Origin of the sequence: Bacteroides mediterraneensis, from assembly GCF_900128455.1 — a bacterium.
GTDB lineage: Bacteria > Bacteroidota > Bacteroidia > Bacteroidales > Bacteroidaceae > Phocaeicola > Phocaeicola mediterraneensis.
The window spans coordinates 2,390,224-2,405,996 of sequence record NZ_LT635783.1 but is presented as its reverse complement, the minus strand read 5'-3'; the positions used below and the strand labels follow the sequence as shown (position 1 = coordinate 2,405,996).

Sequence of the window (15,773 nt, the reverse complement as noted above, 5' to 3'; positions counted from 1 at the left end):
GGATGAAATGCCTCATGAGAAATATTCCCATGAGGAAGCTGCCTGTAGCAGTTTGAGGTAGTTCATGGCGAAAAGCAGGGAGGCCAGCAGTACGTAAAGAATGTATCCGCCCAGGCGAGGCCGGATGGTGGTAGCCAGTGCCGGCAAGATAAAGATTTCGCAGGTGGCGAAGATAGTGGCCAGTCGTCCGCCGATTTCTCCCATGTTGCACGTAAGCAGGAGCAGGATAGTGGAATACAGGTAGGCATTGCGCATGAGATAGTACCCTTTCTGCCTGTCCTTCAGCAACGGTTCGAAATAACAGAACAGGAAACAGATGCCCAGCTGGAAAATCAGTACCGGGTTCAGAAGACCCAGGTTGGCCGTGCCCACATACCGCAGGAATACGATGTTTCCCGTGGCGATGAGCAGTTTCTTTAAGACCACGCTGCCCAGAAATCCGGTCACCAGACTGAGCACCAGAAGACCAGTGGTCTGTTTCAGATTGGGCCGTCGGTCATACAGCCAGATAAACGGCAGGACGATGATGGAACTGTAATGGATGAAAGTCATGGCCAGAATGACGCAGGCGAAGGCTTTTTTCCGGTGGCTGAGCAGCAGCTTGAAGGCATAGACGATGACCACCATGGCCAAGGCCTGCCGTATCTGGTTCATGTCACGGATGATGAGGAATCTGGAGTAATACACACAGAATCCCAGCAGGGGATAGATGGAAAATTCCTTCAGCGATTTTACCAGAAAGAAAATGGTCAGCGCGGAGATAGCTGTAAAATAAAAATCCACGTTGTTCCAGATACTTTTCAGGAGCACCGACAGATAGTAGAATCCATATTCTGCATATCCCTTTTCCACTCCTTCCCAGTTCCAGATGGTATCCGTATTATAGTTGAAAAAGTCGATATAGACGGGAGAGTCGGCTCCGCTACTTCCTCTGAGGCCGACAAAGAGTACCAGGAGGACTCCCAGCACGTGGAGAGCCTTGTGCTTTTGACCCTCCTTGGCGAAATCAGCCACCAGAAAGAGCAGAATAAGAAGATATATTCCAATGTATATCAGCATGATAACGGCATGTTAGCAGTGATGGAAGAGGGTGAGGAAATCCTGTACCTGGCGGGTGCACGAATAGGCATCCTGATAGTCGGCCGCTATCTGTGCCCGTCGGGCGGGAGAAGGCGGATTCTGCAGGGTGCGGAGAAGGGTCTCGGCCAGTGCTTCCGCATCCTGTGGGGGCTGGTAATAGACTAGTTGCCGGCGGGTGGTGTCGGGCAGGGCTTCACAGGTGGAGCAGACCACAGGGCATTGGCAGAGGGCGGCTTCAATGGGGGTATAGCCGAAGCCTTCGCGCAAGGAAGGGGTGATGAACAGACGGGCGTGTTCGTACAAGTACCTGAGCTCCTCTTCGCGGAGGTTCTGCAGGTGGAGGATGCGCGACTCCAGCTGATGTGCCTGTAGATAAGGCAGGAGTTCCTCCTGCCAGTAGGAGGTTTCTTTCCCGACGAGGACCAGCGAATGGCTGATTTTGTCTTTCAGCAGTTGGAAAGCCTTGAGCAGTGTCAGCGGGTTCTTGTGAGGTTGCAACGTATTGACATATAGAAGGTAGTCTTCTGGAGCAGAGGTATTCTTGAAAGGAGAAACTGCTTCTTGGGCCAGCAGGACACTGTTGTAAATGACTTTTATCTTCTCGGGTCGGACGGAAGGATAATGTGTCAGGATATCCTCTTTGGTGTAGTTGGAAATGGCCACAACCACCTCCGCATGCTTCATGAAAGAGGCGTAGAAACGGAAATTGAGGTAGCGGGCTATCTTCCCTGCCCACGAGCGGGGCGTATCCTTGATGACCTTCAAGTCGTGTATCACCACCACTTTCTTCAGGCGGGTCCGGATGTGGGTGTAAGGATACAAGTCGTTGGCAATGAAAAGAATGTCGCAGCCTGACGAATTCACGATGCGTCTGTACACCCGTATCTGTTGGGCGATTCTGAGCAGCTTGTGGCGGGACACGTGGGCCCGGGTTGCCGGAAAAAGCAGGTACGCATACTCTGGATACCGCCGGCGGGTGAAGTCTTCCAGTTCCGAGGGAATGAGCAGGGTGAAATGCTTCCTCTCGGCGGCGGGCATGGCATCCAGCATACGGAACACATAGATAGATAAGCTGGCATACAGCTTGTCGGGCGTGATATGGGTCATGTCTACAAGGACGTTCATGGGCGGGGAGCGTTTTGGGTCAGATACTGATAGACTTTTTCGGCTTGTGCCGCATAATCGTATTGACGGCGTAATTTCTCGGAAATCTGTGCCAGCTTTTCGGCTGAAGGCGGATTGGCGAGCAGTTCCCGTATTTTGTGAGCCAGCGCCTGCGGGTCGGTAGCTGGTTCGTAATAGTTGAGCAGCCCCATCGTACTTTCGTATAAAGCGGTTTCTTTGGTGGTCAGTACCGGAGTCCGGTGGATGGCCGCTTCGATGGGCGGATAGCCGAAACCTTCCAGCAACGAGGGATGGATGAAGAGGTCGGCAAACTGGTAGTATTGTGCCAGCAGCTGGTCGCTGACGGGTTGGCGGAGGTGAAGAATGTGCGGCTCCAGATGGTGGGCCTGGATATAAGGCACACATACTTTCTCCCAGTACCCATCCATGGGTTTCCCGATGATGACCAGTTTGTGCGGAATCTGGTCTTTCAGCAGATGGAGAGCCTGCAACAGCGTGAAGATATTCTTATACTCCCACAGTGTGCTGACGTACAGCAGGTACTTTTCCGGCAGCGGGGACTCCGGGTAACGGGTGGGGTCTACGCTGACGCAGTTGGATATGGTGTGCATTTTCCGGGAGGAAATGAACGGATAGATGCGTTTGATTTCCTTTTGTACGAAATCTGTAATGGTGATGAGGCGGTGGCTTCTGAGCAGGACAAGCGGCAGGAAAATGCGGAAGGCCCATAACGTTCTGCCCTTGTAAATCTTCAAGGGTTGCAGGTCGTGGACGGTCTGGATGATTCTCTTGGAACTGAAATAAGTCAGATAAGGGTTGGGCGAGAAAATGACGTCGCAGTCGATGTTCCGTACCTGCCGGTGCCACTTCCATCCGTTCTTGAGAAGCGAACCGTTCTCGTTGTGGATATTGGCCTGGATACAGGGGTATTCCGGGAAATGGGTCGTGAGGTAATCACAGATGGCTGAATTGCCCAAAAGGATGATATGGGGATAGTGATGTTCCTGAAATCCTTTCAGGATACGCAAGGCATACACCGTCACGCCATCATATATACTCTGGTTGCTGGATAAATCAAAAAGAAGTTTCATTACTTTAGCTTGGTTCGTGAAGTCTGAATGAAAAATAGTTTGTTTTTGGGTAACCGCTTTGTCTTATTTCGAGAACAGCTTGTGCGACAGGTGGATGAAAAGCCATAAGGGCTGGCTCCCCCATCTCTGTTTCAGCAGGTACAAGACCAGCTTCTGTCGCGGAGTCCGGGACAGGAAATACTGTTCGAAAAGGGGCGTCCTTTTTTGGGCCGAGGCAATGACACTCCGGAAATTCGAGGCATCCATGTGATATAAGGCCTGCATAATCTGTTCCAGTCCGTAAGCGGTGTACACTTCCTTCAGGTAGCGGCTGCCCGTGAGGTGACATTTGACTTCCAGAATGGAAAGGCTGGCCAGCAGGCTGTCCGAAGCCGCCAGCCATACGGAGGGAGGGTAAGTCTTGTTGCTCAAGGATTCGCCCACCTTTTTTTCGTAATGATAGGAGGCACTCTCCATCAGTCTGACACGGGTGACCTGGCACAGGTAATCCCATACGAACGCATGGTCTTCGTGGATGGAAATGGCCGTATTGAACCGGATAGAATGCCGTTGCAGTTTCTCCTTGTGGTAGAGTTTGGCAAAGGGATACCCATTCTGTAGAAGGTCATACCGGGCTACATCCTCGCCCGAGGAAAGGGGAAACACGCATTCTTTGTAATAGCCGAACCGGAAGTCTTTTTCGGGGTGCTGCTCATGGTTGTGGGTGAAGCCTTGCAGGATGAAGGTGTCCGGTTCAGCTTCCTCCAAACGGAACCGTGCCAGAAAATCCGTTTCCACCCAGTCATCGCTGTCGACGAATGTCACCCATTCGGCCCGTGCCTGTTCGATGCCCAGGTTGCGGGAGGAGCTGACCCCCCGGTTGGGCTGGTGGAACACGCGGACGCGCGGGTCCTTCCGGGCGTACGCGTCGCAGATATTTCCGGAATGGTCCGGACTTCCGTCGTCTATCAACAGCAGTTCAAAATCCTTGAATGTCTGTGCAAGCAGGCTGTCGATGCAGCGCGGAAGGTATTTCTCGGCCTTGTAGACCGGCACGATTACAGACAGGGAGGGAATGGTCGGGTTCATCTTTTCAGTCGGGTTCTCAGTTTATGGGTAATGATACTACGTTCCTTTTCCGTACATCCGAAGAAATACGTACACGAGGTGACGGACAACACACATGCGCTTCCTACCACCAGAAAGGTGAATATGTTCTGCGGAAGGTAGTTGTATAAGAGTAGCGGAATGACAGGAGCCGTTAAAGCCACCTTTACAATCGGCCTGATTACTTCCCTTATATAGGTCTTTCTATCCATGTTAATCATCGGCAACACGATGCGTACCCGGGCATACTGGGTACACAGTTCCACGACGATATGCACCACAAACACGCTCTCAGGAGGTACGTGGAAAAATCTCAGCAGAAGATAGGACAGGGGTACAATCATCAGGAGCATACTGCCCTCGATGAGCTGGAACCGTTTGATGCGTCCGGTGGCATGCACGGAGGTGATGAGCGGGTTAGCCAGACAAAACAGAATACTGGTAAAAAGAATCAGCCGCAGGAACATACGGGTATGTTCGGGATAACTTCCCAGCCACCATTTCAGCACCTGGTCAATCTCCAGGGAGAGCGGAAGACAGATGAAGCACATGAGGAACACCGAAAACTTGGAGCTCATCACCAGCAGCTGGTGCATGCGTGCATAATCTTCCTGCGCATAACTTTTGGTGAGTTGCGGATTGACCGCCGTCTGAAAATTGACGCTGAAGTTGTTGATGATGTTCTGTACCTGTACGGCGATGCCTCTCGCCGCATTGACCGCCGGATTGAAAAAAATGTTGAGCAGGATATTCAGTCCCTGCGTATAGCCGAACACGGCCAGGTTACCGTTCATGGTCCAGCCGGTGTAATAGAAAATCTCCTTGAACAGGGATTTGTTTATTTTGAGGTGGAGCGATTGCGTTTCCTCGAATTTTCGGGAGCAATACGCGATGTAGACCAGAAAGTCGAAGAACTGGATACACAGGATGAACAACGCATAGAGAATCAGTTTGTCGTAAGGCAGATACATGAGGAGGAACACCGACGCCAGTTTCAAAACGGCATCGCCTATGGTGAGGTAGGCAAAGGCCGACATCTTTTCGTGCGCGATGATGACCGCATTGTAGGGCATGCTGACGAGGCTCCCTATGGCAGTGAGGATGGAGAACTGGTACACCCAGAAGGCCGCCGTTTCTCTTTCTGGAGGAATGTTCAGCTGGGTAGAGACGAACCACAGGCCGAGGGTTTCCCCCAGCACCAGAATGAGAAAGGCAAAGAGCAGGTGAATGAGGAGGATGTTCCCAAAAGTCGCTTTGAGTTGAGGTAAATCCCCTTTTCCCAAAGAGAATGTGATAAATCGGGATGAGGCTCCGGAAAGCGAGCCGGTGAGAAATCCGAGGAAAGAGATGATGCCGGCCACGACATTGTGGATACCGAAATCTTCTACGCCCAGTGTCTTCAGGACGATACGTGAAGTGTACAGGCTAATCAGTACGAGAAACAACATTCGTACATATAGCAACACCGTATTTATAGCGATTCGTTTGTTGGAGGAATCGGACATTCGTTCTAGTTTAGGTACGCTTCGCCGTTACCTGTCCCATACCTGTCCATCCGGCCAGATAATAAGGTATGCAAGGTAAGCGTGAGATTTTTCGTTTGCAAAAGTATTCCTTTTTGCTGAAAAGCCAAAATAACCCATCTCAAAAAGGCTTTTTCGAGGGGGTTCAGTAAACAAATGCGTTGTATGGAGAAATACTGCATCCTCTGTTCCGCATTTTTTCAAGCTGTTTTCATGTCGTGAAAGCCGCAAATACAGGGCCGGAAAAACGTCCTTACGTTTTACTTGAAACGTAAGTGCGTTTTGATCAAAACGTACTTGCGTTTGAGTTGAAACGCACTTGCGTTTTGAGGTGGTCGTCAAAAGTCTTCATTATCACCTCCAAAGCCTTCGAAAATCTTCGGAAGTCTTCAGGATATGAACGGATTTACAGGGGGCTTTGTTCACTTTTTTTCTGTTTCACAAGGTTATTCCAGAGATTTTCTGTAAATCTGTATAAGGAATATACCTCTTTGAAATCAAGAGAGTTAGAAGAATTACCTCGTTTTCGGGTAATGAGTTGGTAACCGTTCTAATTGCCGTGGTCTGCATCGCTTTGCTTGTTCGGGAAACTCTTACGGTACAAAGGTATGAAAAATATTCAGACTGAAAGGATCATTCCAAAAATTATTTTAGTCAGAATATTGAGCATTCATCCTTATGCAGTCTTGGTTGGAAGCAATTAACGAACAAGGAAGCCACGGTAAAGGCAACTCCTACTCCTACCACGCCTGCCCATCCGTAATGTTGCCAAAACAGACCTGAAACGAACGTACCAGCAGAACCGCCCAGAAAGTAGATGGTCATATAAACGGTATTGACTCGGTTGATGGCGGATGCGTCAAGGGAGACCACGCTGGTCTGATTTGACAAATGGATGCATTGCATTCCTGCATCAATCAAAAGGATGGCGATTATCATCCACAAGTAGCTGTCATTTCCAAAAAATGCCAACAACCATGCAGCCAAGATAACACATCCCCCGACAATGGAGAAGAACCTTACGCCGTACTTCTGGATATAGCCGCTAATGAATACAACCGTAGACGCACCTGCCAATCCGCACAAACCGAGTGCGCCGATAATATCGTCACTCGCAAAGAAAGGCTCTTGCTTCATCCGGAAAGCAAGGCAACTCCACAACGCAAAGAACGAGCCATAAGCCAATGCCGCCCTCAACGAAGCGATACGCAAGTACGGGTATTTGGCAAGCAGACGCAACAAGGATTTCATCAGACCCGCATAATTTTCACGTGAACGAGCAGGCAGAACGGGAAGCATCTTGTAAATCATAAGAAAGCATCCGAGCATAAACACACAAGCCACAAAATAGACGGAACGCCATCCCCACATATCAGCCAGGAAACCACTTAACACCCGTGAGCCAAGAATGCCTATGAGCAGACAGGACTGTATAATCCCCACGTTGCGTACCTTGTGTGCTGGTGCTGAATGGAAAGACACCAACGGGATGAAGAACTGCGGCATAACCGAAGAGGCTCCGGCAAGCAAGGATGCGCCCCACACCCAATAGATGTTAGGGGCAAGTGCTATGGCAAGCAATGCGCACGATGAAATGATATAATTGGTCAATATCAGCTGCTTTCGTGAAACCAAATCGCCAAGCGGAATGACAAACACAAGTCCGACTACATAACCTATCTGGGTCAATGTCGCAACCATGCTGGCAGAAAAGTCGCTTACCCCAAAATCCTTTGCCATGCTGCCCAACAAAGGCTGGTTGTAGTAGCAGTTGGCAACGGAAAGCCCGGTAGCGACTGCCAGCAGAGCCAGCAGAGGTGCCGGAATGCCGCGGTTTTCTCTCAATTCATATTTCATCATTTATTCCTCCTTTCAGTATGACACAACTTTCAATCCAATCAAGGAGGCAATGAGCGTGAACAGGAAGAAAAGCCGTATGGGAGTGGCCGGCTCTTTGAAAACGAATATCCCAATCAAGACCGTGCCGACCGCTCCGATACCCGTCCAAATGGCGTATGCCGTACCCAAAGGCAAAGTCTGAACCGCTTTGGCAAGTAATGTCATACTCAATACCGTAGAAGCCAAGAAACCGCTTCCCCACAGATAAAAACCAATACCTGATGCCTCTCTCGTTTTTCCCAAGCAGAATGTAAGGCTTACCTCAAACAATCCTGCCAAAAATAAAATTATCCAATTCATACCTATGATTTATTAAATTCGGGTGCAAAAGTAAGCAAGTAATTTCTAACCGTTTTTTACATTTGGTAAAAACGGATTTTGCATTTGACAAAAAACAGCCGTTAGCAGCTGTTTCTGTGCGCTATTTTATAATTTTGTACCACAACAAAATGACTTATGGATATAAAGGAAATCATCAACCAGAGATATGCCATGCCAGATGCGTCTTTGGACAAGTTGCGGCAATGCCTGACGGAAGTCTCATACCCAAAAGGATTCCAAGTGTTGGAATATGGCAAGATAGAAAAAGACATCTTTTTCATCAAGAAAGGCATTGTCCGCGCCTATACTTCGGTAGAGGGAAAAGAAATTACCTTTTGGGTCGGCAAGGAAGGGGCGACTATTGTTTCCATGAAAGGATATGTGAATGACGAACCGGGGTATGAAACAATGGAGCTGATGGAAAATTCTGTCTTATATGTATTGGAAAGGAAAAAACTGAAAGAGTTATTCTTGAAGGATTTGCACATAGCCAATTGGGGACGGCGTTATGCGGAAATGGAACTGCTTGCTGCCGAGGAACGGCTGATTTCCATGTTGTCAGCCGTCGCCTCGGAACGGTATCACGAGTTGTTAGAGAAAGAGCCTGATTTGTTACAGCGGTTGCCGTTAGGAAGTATCGCCACCTATTTAGGCATCACACAGGCAAGTTTGAGTAGGATTCGGGCACAAATAAAATGACGTTTCAACCAACTGAGGATAGCAAGCGGTTTTGGTCTGCCCCAAACACAAACTTGCTATTTTTCCGTTGGTATTGTTTATAATCCCATGCCCTTGCCTCTCCTAAGCGGTTCAACCGTCCTTTTAACGGATGAGAACAGCCTGCCAAACTGCTCCTTGAACCATTCGCCAATCAGTTGCCCGTTGATGGCAAGCGCAAGTTTAGCTTTGTCTTTCGGGTCTTTTACCACTTGGAAGCCTGCCCTCTCGGTCTTGAACTTCCGCCTGTGTTCCTCCGAATAGAGTTCGCCCTCGTAGAACAGCGGTTTGCCGCTGATGAGCGTGGCAGTCTGCCTCTCGTTGAAGCCGACTTTAAGGCAGAACTTCTCCATATACACCAGCTCTTGAAACAGCGGAAACCATTTCTTGGCTTTTTGGATAATGGATTTTAGGAATGACACTTCCTCTTGGTGTGCCGCTTCCTTGTCCGCCATTTCCCTGCGGTACTTGGCTTGCAGTTCCACCAATTGGCGGCTGTGTTCCTCCTGCTGCCGCTCCATCTGCTTTTGCAATAATTCGATACTCTCGTCACGGGCGGCAACCTCGCCTTGCAGGGTGCGGTTGTCGGCTTCCAGCCCTTTCAACTTGCCACTGCCCAAAAGAGAACCGACCTTTGCCACGAGTGCCGCTTTCGCCTCGGTCTTGGCGGCTTCCAGCTTCTCCGACTTGATTTCTTTTTTGACTTCGTCAAGTTCCTGCTTTGCCTGTTGGCGTTCGGTCTGCAACTGCTGCACGTTGGCTTCAAGCTCTCCCGTCTGCCGTTTCAGGTCTCGGTAGTATTGGGCGGTGGTGGTGTGCCGTGCCTCTGAACCCCGTATGCCACGCTTCAAGCCGTACTTCGCCATCGCCTTGGCATAACTGTCGTGATAGGAAACAAGCCTTTCACGGCTCATGAGGTCATCGGCGCACAGGCGCACGGCATTGGCTTTCTTACGGTAGGTGCGTTTGCTGTCCGCTTGTTTCTTCTTGGCTTTCCTGCGCTCTCCCGTCACTATCGGCACGACCGTTGCATGGATGTGCGGCGTGTGTTCGTCCATGTGCAGTACTGCCGAAACGGTGTTCTCCCTGCCGAATGTGCGATGTAGCCATTGCAGGTTGTCATCGCACCATTCACCCAGCCTGCCTTCGTCCTGCACTCTCACCATATCTTCATGCGTGCCCGAAAGCACGATGCGGATTGCCCGCACTTGGTCGGGCGTTATCTTCCTTTTGATGCCAGCTGTGCGGATGCGGTGGCTTATCGCTTCGGTGCGGTCTGCCACGCCGTCGGGAAACTCCACCAACTCACGGTTGAGATGGGTGCGTGTGGGGTCTGCGTTCTTGGGCGTGGTCTTGCGTTCTATATGGTCGGATGCGCCCGTGTCAGCCGAACCTTTCGCCTTGTTGATTTGGATGCTGATATATCCCATTCGTTTCTTGTTTTTTAGGTTGTACAAACTTGTTTGTCGGTGTCCGTCTGCCTGCGGTCATAACCGCATGGGGCAAACGGGGGTGTCCAGAGGGGTGCAACCCCGCTGGCTCATTGGGGCGTTTTTAGCATTAGCGTCAGCGGTGCGTGAAGAAAACGCCCTAATGAGCTATGGCTTTTTGTTTCCTAAAAGCCTGCGGCGGCGTCAGCGATGATGTCGGCGGACATTGGCTGCCTTTTTCTTTTCGCCAGCGACATCGGCTTTCCCTTGTCTGTCGGCAGACTGGAAGTCCGTCCGACCTGTCTGCGGATGGCGATATTCACCTCTGCTGCTTCCCCGGCAGACTTGATGAAGGGTGAAATTCCGATGAATTGATGATTAGGTAGTATAATATGCTGACAGCTAATGCAATAACCCTTCATCAGCGTTTCATCAAACCGCTCGCCAAAAGAAAAGTGATGTGTGGGGCTGCGTCCGTTTTCTCTTTTCATCAGCCCAATCCTTTTGTTGAGCGTTTGATGAGCATGTAAGTTGCTGTTATTCTTTATGTTTATATATGCTTTCATCATTTCATCAAAATATCAGAGTGTTTCTAACTGTTCCTTGCTTACCGTATAGTAGCGTCCAATCCTCCTGACGGGCGAGTAACGGCATTCACGGTTGTAGTCGTATTGATAGGTGGTGTAGGAAAGCGAATTGGATGCAGGAGCCAGCTTCCAGCATTCCTGCACCACTATCCGAACCTGCGACTTCTCCACCTTTACTTGCGAGCAGACGAGCAACGGGATAATGTCATTGAGGCAAAAAGAAACAGAACTGACGCCCACGCTTGCCATGATGTCGAGCAGCAGTTCCGCCATCTCTATCTCCAAACGGTTGCGGTTGCTTCGGATAATCTTCCGCAGTGCATCCGTTTCCAGCCGCTTCGGGTTGAACCACATACGACTTTCCTTTTCGGTGGATAGCTGCCTGTGTTGCAGGAAATGGAGAAAAGCGGGTATCTCCGCTTTCAGTTTTTGCAGGAAGTCGGTATCGTCACTTCGTAACGGCACAATCTTCCGCACCCAATAGCGTGTCTCTCCTGCGTCAATGATGACGGGCAGGTGCTCGTTGTTGGAGCAAAGCACGAACTTGGCGAAAAATCCTATCTCGTCACGGTCCTTGCCTTTCGCTTCCACCTTGTAGGATAGTGTGGTGCTGAGGTTCTTCAACCGCTCGCTGTCCTCACGGCGGTTGAGCAGCACCTCGTCCACCATGATGAGCAGCTTGCCAGCCCAATCTGAATTGAACTGGCTGCGGAAGTCCTCGTTGGTGTTGAACGTCACGTTGTTTTGGAACACGGCTTTCAGGAAATTCAGGAACGTACTCTTGCCCGTGTTCCTCTCTTCGGACACGAGCAACAGGATGGGCAGCTTCTGTACGGGGTAAAGGTAGAGCAACTGCAAATAGTCCATGCCCAACTCGTACTGTTCGCCGAAGATGTGTTCCGCCAGCGAGCGGATGCAGGGGAAGTCGCCCTGCACGGGAACATGGCTTATCGGCTCGTAGAGGTTGAGGAACTTGCCGACTACGGGCTTGTATCCCACATGGTCGGGTACGGTGCAGAAGCCGTCATACTTCGGGATGCCAGCCATATAGTCCTTGCCGTAGTCCTGCCGCAAGGTCTCAGAGTTCCATGCGATGCGCTTCCTCACATAGCCGCCGTCAATACGGGGCTGGTTCACAATCTTGTAGAGCGTTGTGCCTACTCGGATGAATTCTTCTTTTTCTGTCATTGGCTTTACTTGGTTTTAGTGCCGCCGACACCTTGTCGGCAAGCGGATTAAACATGGTTGCAAAGCTACGGCAGGACGGCTAAAACATTGATAAGTAAAACTATGCGAAACGGCGCAAAAGAAACTGACCGATAAGAAAATGCGGCGGAACGGGCAATATCAGCCATCCAAAGGCGAAAAGAAAAAGCCCGAAGAAGCGGAAAATGATACTTCTTCGGGCAGACTTGGGTTGTGTGAATGCACGGGCGTATTGACACGCAACTGCACCCGCTAACATTTACACGCTGTACTGCTGCCTAACGAAAACCACAGCATTTGTCTTTCTTTTCGCAAGCACAGCCTTTTGAGCAGGGTATTGCGTACCCTTGCGGCATTTGGCGTATTGATACGGAAAGCGAGTGCCACGACCATAGGCAAGGCATACACATCCGCATAATAACCATTGGGCAGCCTGATGCGTCTTTCCACCTCGCAAGGCTGCAACACTCCGGTCTTGTACACGGCTCGGATAGCGGCACGGAGTATCGGGGCGATTACATCGAACAGCCTTACCAATTCCATTTCGCTCATCCACAAATTGGCGGTATCGGACGGCACGGCAATCCTGCCGCACACATCCATTGTGATTGTTGTCCGTTTCATATCCCTGCCACTTTGATGTTACCGAATGACTTGCTCAGCTTGTCGCCCAGCATCGTGAGGTCGTTATCCAGCTTCTCCACGGTTATCTTCGCATAGATTTGGGTCGTTTCGATGTTCGTATGACCCAAAATGCGGCTTACGCTCTCTATCGGCATACCCTTGCAGAGGGCCAAGGTTGCGAATCCATGACGTGAGCAATGGAAGCTGATGTCCTTATTCACACCGCATTCCCGTATCATTTTCTTCAACGGCTTGCAGATTGACCAATAGTTCAGGTTGGGAAATACGAAGTTGTTTTCTTGAAACGGACGGTAACGCTCGATTATCTGTAAGGGGATGTCCAGCAGCTTCACTTGGAACGGTACGCCCGTCTTGTGCCGCTTGGAAATAATCCACTTCTCGCCGTTCACTTCCACGATGCGGTCGTTGGTCAGTTCCTTGATGTCCACGAAAGAGAGGGCGGTGAAGCTCGCAAACACGAACAGGTCACGGATGTATGCCAGCTTCGGGTCTGCGAACTCGTGTGTCATCACCGCCTTCAACTCGTCCTCCGTCAGAAACTTACGCTCCTTGACATTCGGGCTGATGTGGAACTGCGCAAACGGATTTCTCGGTATCAGCCCGTTGAAGTGCGCCCTCATCACCACACCTTTCAGCCACATGCACTTTTCCCATATCGTGCCGTTGCGCAATCCCGCTTCCGTGGAAAGATAGACCGCGAACTCCTTGATGAAGTCGGGCGTAAGTTCCAGCATGGACATATCACTGCGTTTGTAGAACGACTTGATGAATGCCGCCACATAGTTTCTTGCTACTACCCGTGACTGATAGGTCGCCAGCTTCCTGTCCTTGCCGACACGCTTTTTGAACACCTCGTTCTCACGGTCAAAGGCTTTGAGCAGCGTCTCATACTCACCACCGATGCCCTGATAGGCGTTGCGCACCATTTCAGCCGTAACATACGCCTCACGGTCGGATATGCGCTGGTAGTGCTTGATGATTTGCGCCTTTATGTTGTCAAGCGCAAGGTTCGTCTCCCTCGCTTCACGGCTCTTGCCCTTGACACGGTTGCCTTTTGCGTCCCAAAGCTCCTTTGCGATGCTCCGCTTGCAACTGAACTGCGCCACCGTCCCGTTGATTGTAACCCGTCCCATGATGGGGACAATTCCGTTCTTCTCCTTGCTGCCGTTCGCATAGAACAGCACGCGAAATGTACTCCTTGTCATACTCGTTCTTTTTGGTTGCAAAACTATAAATCAACGAGTTAAACCTTGACAAGCAAATCTACGCAGAACGGCGCAAATAAATCGGAGACTGTTAAATCTGCACTTTTGGCGGGTAACGATTAGGAAACCGTTCTTCTGCCGCAATCCGCTTTGAAACGCTTTTCAGCCCTCTGCCCAACTTCCACGATTTTCTCCTAACTGCTTAATTCCCAATTTCAAATTCGCATTTCTGCCGAATTTCGGCGGATATTCCATAGATTTTCCGTAAGTTTGCATGGTAAACACATAGAAATACATGGAAGATTTTATATCGACAGCGGTCAATGTGACAGCCAACAGGGAAAACAGTTTGATAAACAAAAGGATGATTTTCCGCATTTTAGGGGTCTTGCTCTTCATGGAAGCGTTGATGTTTCTGGTTTGTGCAGGGGTATCCTTGTGTTATGGAGAGGCAGACTATCTTTATTTTATCTACACGACGATTATCAATGTAGCTGTAGGGAGTCTTTTGCTGTTACTGGGTAAAGGAGCCGAAAACCGGGTAACACGACGTGATGGATATTGCATCGTGGCCTTTACCTGGTTGCTTTTCACAGGCTTCGGCATGTTGCCTTTTTACATCAGCGGGAGTATTCCTTCAATAGCAGACGCTTTTTTTGAAACGATGTCTGGCTTTACTACGACGGGAGCGACCATTCTGGACGACATCGAGTCGCTTTCCCACGGTATGTTGTTCTGGCGGAGTTTCTCGCAATGGATTGGAGGATTGGGAATCGTGTTCTTCACGATTGCGGTACTGCCTATCTTCGGGGTGGGAAACCAGGTACTCTTCTCCGCTGAAGCGACAGGGGTGACGCACGATAAGATTCATCCGAAAATCAGTATCATGGCCAAGTGGTTGTGGACGGTGTACCTGATTCTTACGGTCGTGGTAACGGTGCTGCTGTTGCTGGGCGGCATGGATTTGTTTGATGCGGTATGTCATGCGTTCTCCACGACGGCTACCGGAGGATATTCTACCAAACAGGACAGTGTGGCGTATTGGAATTCGCCTTTTATAGAATATGTAATCGCTATTTTCATGATACTTTCGGGAGTGAACTTCTCTCTGTATTTCATGTGTATGACGGGGCGAGTGAAACATTTGTTCAAGGATGAAGAGTTCCGGTTGTTCCTTATTTCCATTGTGGGAGTGACACTGTTGATTACGGGATCACTCTATTGGCACAATCATTATGGACTGGAAGAGGCTTTCCGCAAATCGTTGTTTCAGGTGGCTTCCGTTCACACCTCGTGTGGATTTGCTACGGATGACTATAATATGTGGGCGCCTTTCACGTGGATGTTGCTGATTTACGCCATGATAGCAGGTGGATGTGCCGGGTCTACGGCCGGCGGTATCAAGATTGTACGTCTGCTGGTGGTGCTGCGCAACGTGAAGAACGAGTTTCACCGGCTGATGCATCCGCGTGCGGTATTGCCGGTAAAGCTGAACCGGATGGCGGCTTCGCAACGGACGATTGCCACGGTGATGACGTTTGTGCTGTTCTATTTCTTCTGCATTTTTGTTTGCTGGCTGGCGCTGATGTGTATGGGCGTCGGGCTGGAGGAATCTTTCGGTCTGTCGGTGTCAAGTATCGGTAACGTAGGGCCGGGACTGGGAGCTTTCGGTCCGGCTTTTTCTTGGAGCGCACTGCCGGATATGGCAAAATGGCTGTTGTCGTTCATGATGTTGATTGGACGTCTGGAGCTGTTCGGGGTACTGTTGTTGCTGACTCCAAGTTTCTGGGAAAGACGGTAAGAAAGAGAAAATCAAGATAAAAAGAAAAGAGCTACTGCCTCCACGGCAATGGCTCTT

Annotated in this window: 14 protein-coding genes; 2 read left to right on the top strand and 12 right to left on the bottom strand. The window is 50.1% G+C overall.

What is annotated here, in order from left to right:
- Positions 1–12: 12 nt before the first annotated feature.
- From BQ7480_RS10055 to BQ7480_RS10020, 7 genes are all read right to left on the bottom strand, one after another.
- The gene (locus BQ7480_RS10055; RefSeq protein ID WP_072542735.1) at positions 13–1,059 is read right to left on the bottom strand and encodes an EpsG family protein; all 1,047 of its coding nucleotides are present in this window, start codon (positions 1,057–1,059) and stop codon (positions 13–15) included.
- A 12-nt stretch (positions 1,060–1,071) separates the two neighbouring features.
- A complete protein-coding gene (locus tag BQ7480_RS10050; protein WP_072542734.1) occupies positions 1,072–2,205 on the bottom strand; it encodes a glycosyltransferase family 4 protein in 1,134 nt (377 codons plus the stop codon).
- Complete coding sequence (locus BQ7480_RS10045; protein WP_072542733.1) at positions 2,202–3,296, bottom strand: glycosyltransferase family 4 protein; 1,095 nt, start codon at positions 3,294–3,296, stop codon at positions 2,202–2,204. Before BQ7480_RS10045 ends, BQ7480_RS10050 begins: the two co-directional genes overlap by 4 nt.
- Before the next feature lie 63 nt (positions 3,297–3,359).
- On the bottom strand, positions 3,360–4,364 hold the full coding sequence (locus BQ7480_RS10040) for a glycosyltransferase family 2 protein (RefSeq protein WP_072542732.1): 1,005 nt from the start codon (positions 4,362–4,364) through the stop codon (positions 3,360–3,362).
- Entirely contained in the window at positions 4,361–5,887 is a 1,527-nt protein-coding gene (locus BQ7480_RS10035) for an MATE family efflux transporter (RefSeq protein WP_072542731.1), read from the bottom strand. Before BQ7480_RS10035 ends, BQ7480_RS10040 begins: the two co-directional genes overlap by 4 nt.
- Before the next feature lie 672 nt (positions 5,888–6,559).
- Entirely contained in the window at positions 6,560–7,762 is a 1,203-nt protein-coding gene (locus BQ7480_RS10025) for an MFS transporter (RefSeq protein ID WP_072543981.1), read from the bottom strand.
- 15 nt (positions 7,763–7,777) lie between these two features.
- Positions 7,778–8,104, bottom strand: a complete 327-nt coding sequence (locus BQ7480_RS10020) for a DMT family transporter (RefSeq protein ID WP_072542729.1) — start codon at positions 8,102–8,104, stop codon at positions 7,778–7,780.
- Positions 8,105–8,260: 156 nt separating this feature from the next.
- Here BQ7480_RS10020 and BQ7480_RS10015 point away from each other — a divergent pair, with 156 nt between their 5' ends.
- The gene (locus BQ7480_RS10015; RefSeq protein WP_021928157.1) at positions 8,261–8,824 is read left to right on the top strand and encodes a Crp/Fnr family transcriptional regulator; all 564 of its coding nucleotides are present in this window, start codon (positions 8,261–8,263) and stop codon (positions 8,822–8,824) included.
- Between the two features lie 77 nt (positions 8,825–8,901).
- Here the strand turns inward: BQ7480_RS10015 and mobV are convergent, their stop codons facing one another.
- The 5 genes from mobV to BQ7480_RS09990 form a co-directional block, all read right to left on the bottom strand.
- A complete protein-coding gene (gene mobV, locus BQ7480_RS10010; RefSeq protein WP_072542728.1) occupies positions 8,902–10,272 on the bottom strand; it encodes a MobV family relaxase in 1,371 nt (456 codons plus the stop codon).
- 185 nt (positions 10,273–10,457) lie between these two features.
- Positions 10,458–10,841, bottom strand: coding sequence for a hypothetical protein (locus tag BQ7480_RS10005; protein WP_072542727.1), 384 nt, complete (start codon positions 10,839–10,841; stop codon positions 10,458–10,460).
- Between the two features lie 12 nt (positions 10,842–10,853).
- Positions 10,854–12,047 (bottom strand): primase-helicase family protein, encoded by a 1,194-nt coding sequence (locus tag BQ7480_RS10000; protein WP_072542726.1) that lies wholly within the window; start codon positions 12,045–12,047, stop codon positions 10,854–10,856.
- Positions 12,048–12,317: 270 nt separating this feature from the next.
- Positions 12,318–12,689, bottom strand: a complete 372-nt coding sequence (locus BQ7480_RS09995) for a virulence RhuM family protein (protein ID WP_072542725.1) — start codon at positions 12,687–12,689, stop codon at positions 12,318–12,320.
- Positions 12,686–13,915: a site-specific integrase gene (locus BQ7480_RS09990; RefSeq protein WP_072542724.1), complete on the bottom strand. Its 1,230-nt coding sequence runs from the start codon at positions 13,913–13,915 to the stop codon at positions 12,686–12,688. Before BQ7480_RS09990 ends, BQ7480_RS09995 begins: the two co-directional genes overlap by 4 nt.
- A 295-nt stretch (positions 13,916–14,210) precedes the next feature.
- On the opposite strand from BQ7480_RS09990, the gene BQ7480_RS09985 reads away from it, so the two are divergent.
- Positions 14,211–15,716, top strand: coding sequence for a TrkH family potassium uptake protein (locus tag BQ7480_RS09985; RefSeq protein ID WP_072542723.1), 1,506 nt, complete (start codon positions 14,211–14,213; stop codon positions 15,714–15,716).
- The last annotated feature ends 57 nt before the right edge of the window (positions 15,717–15,773 follow it).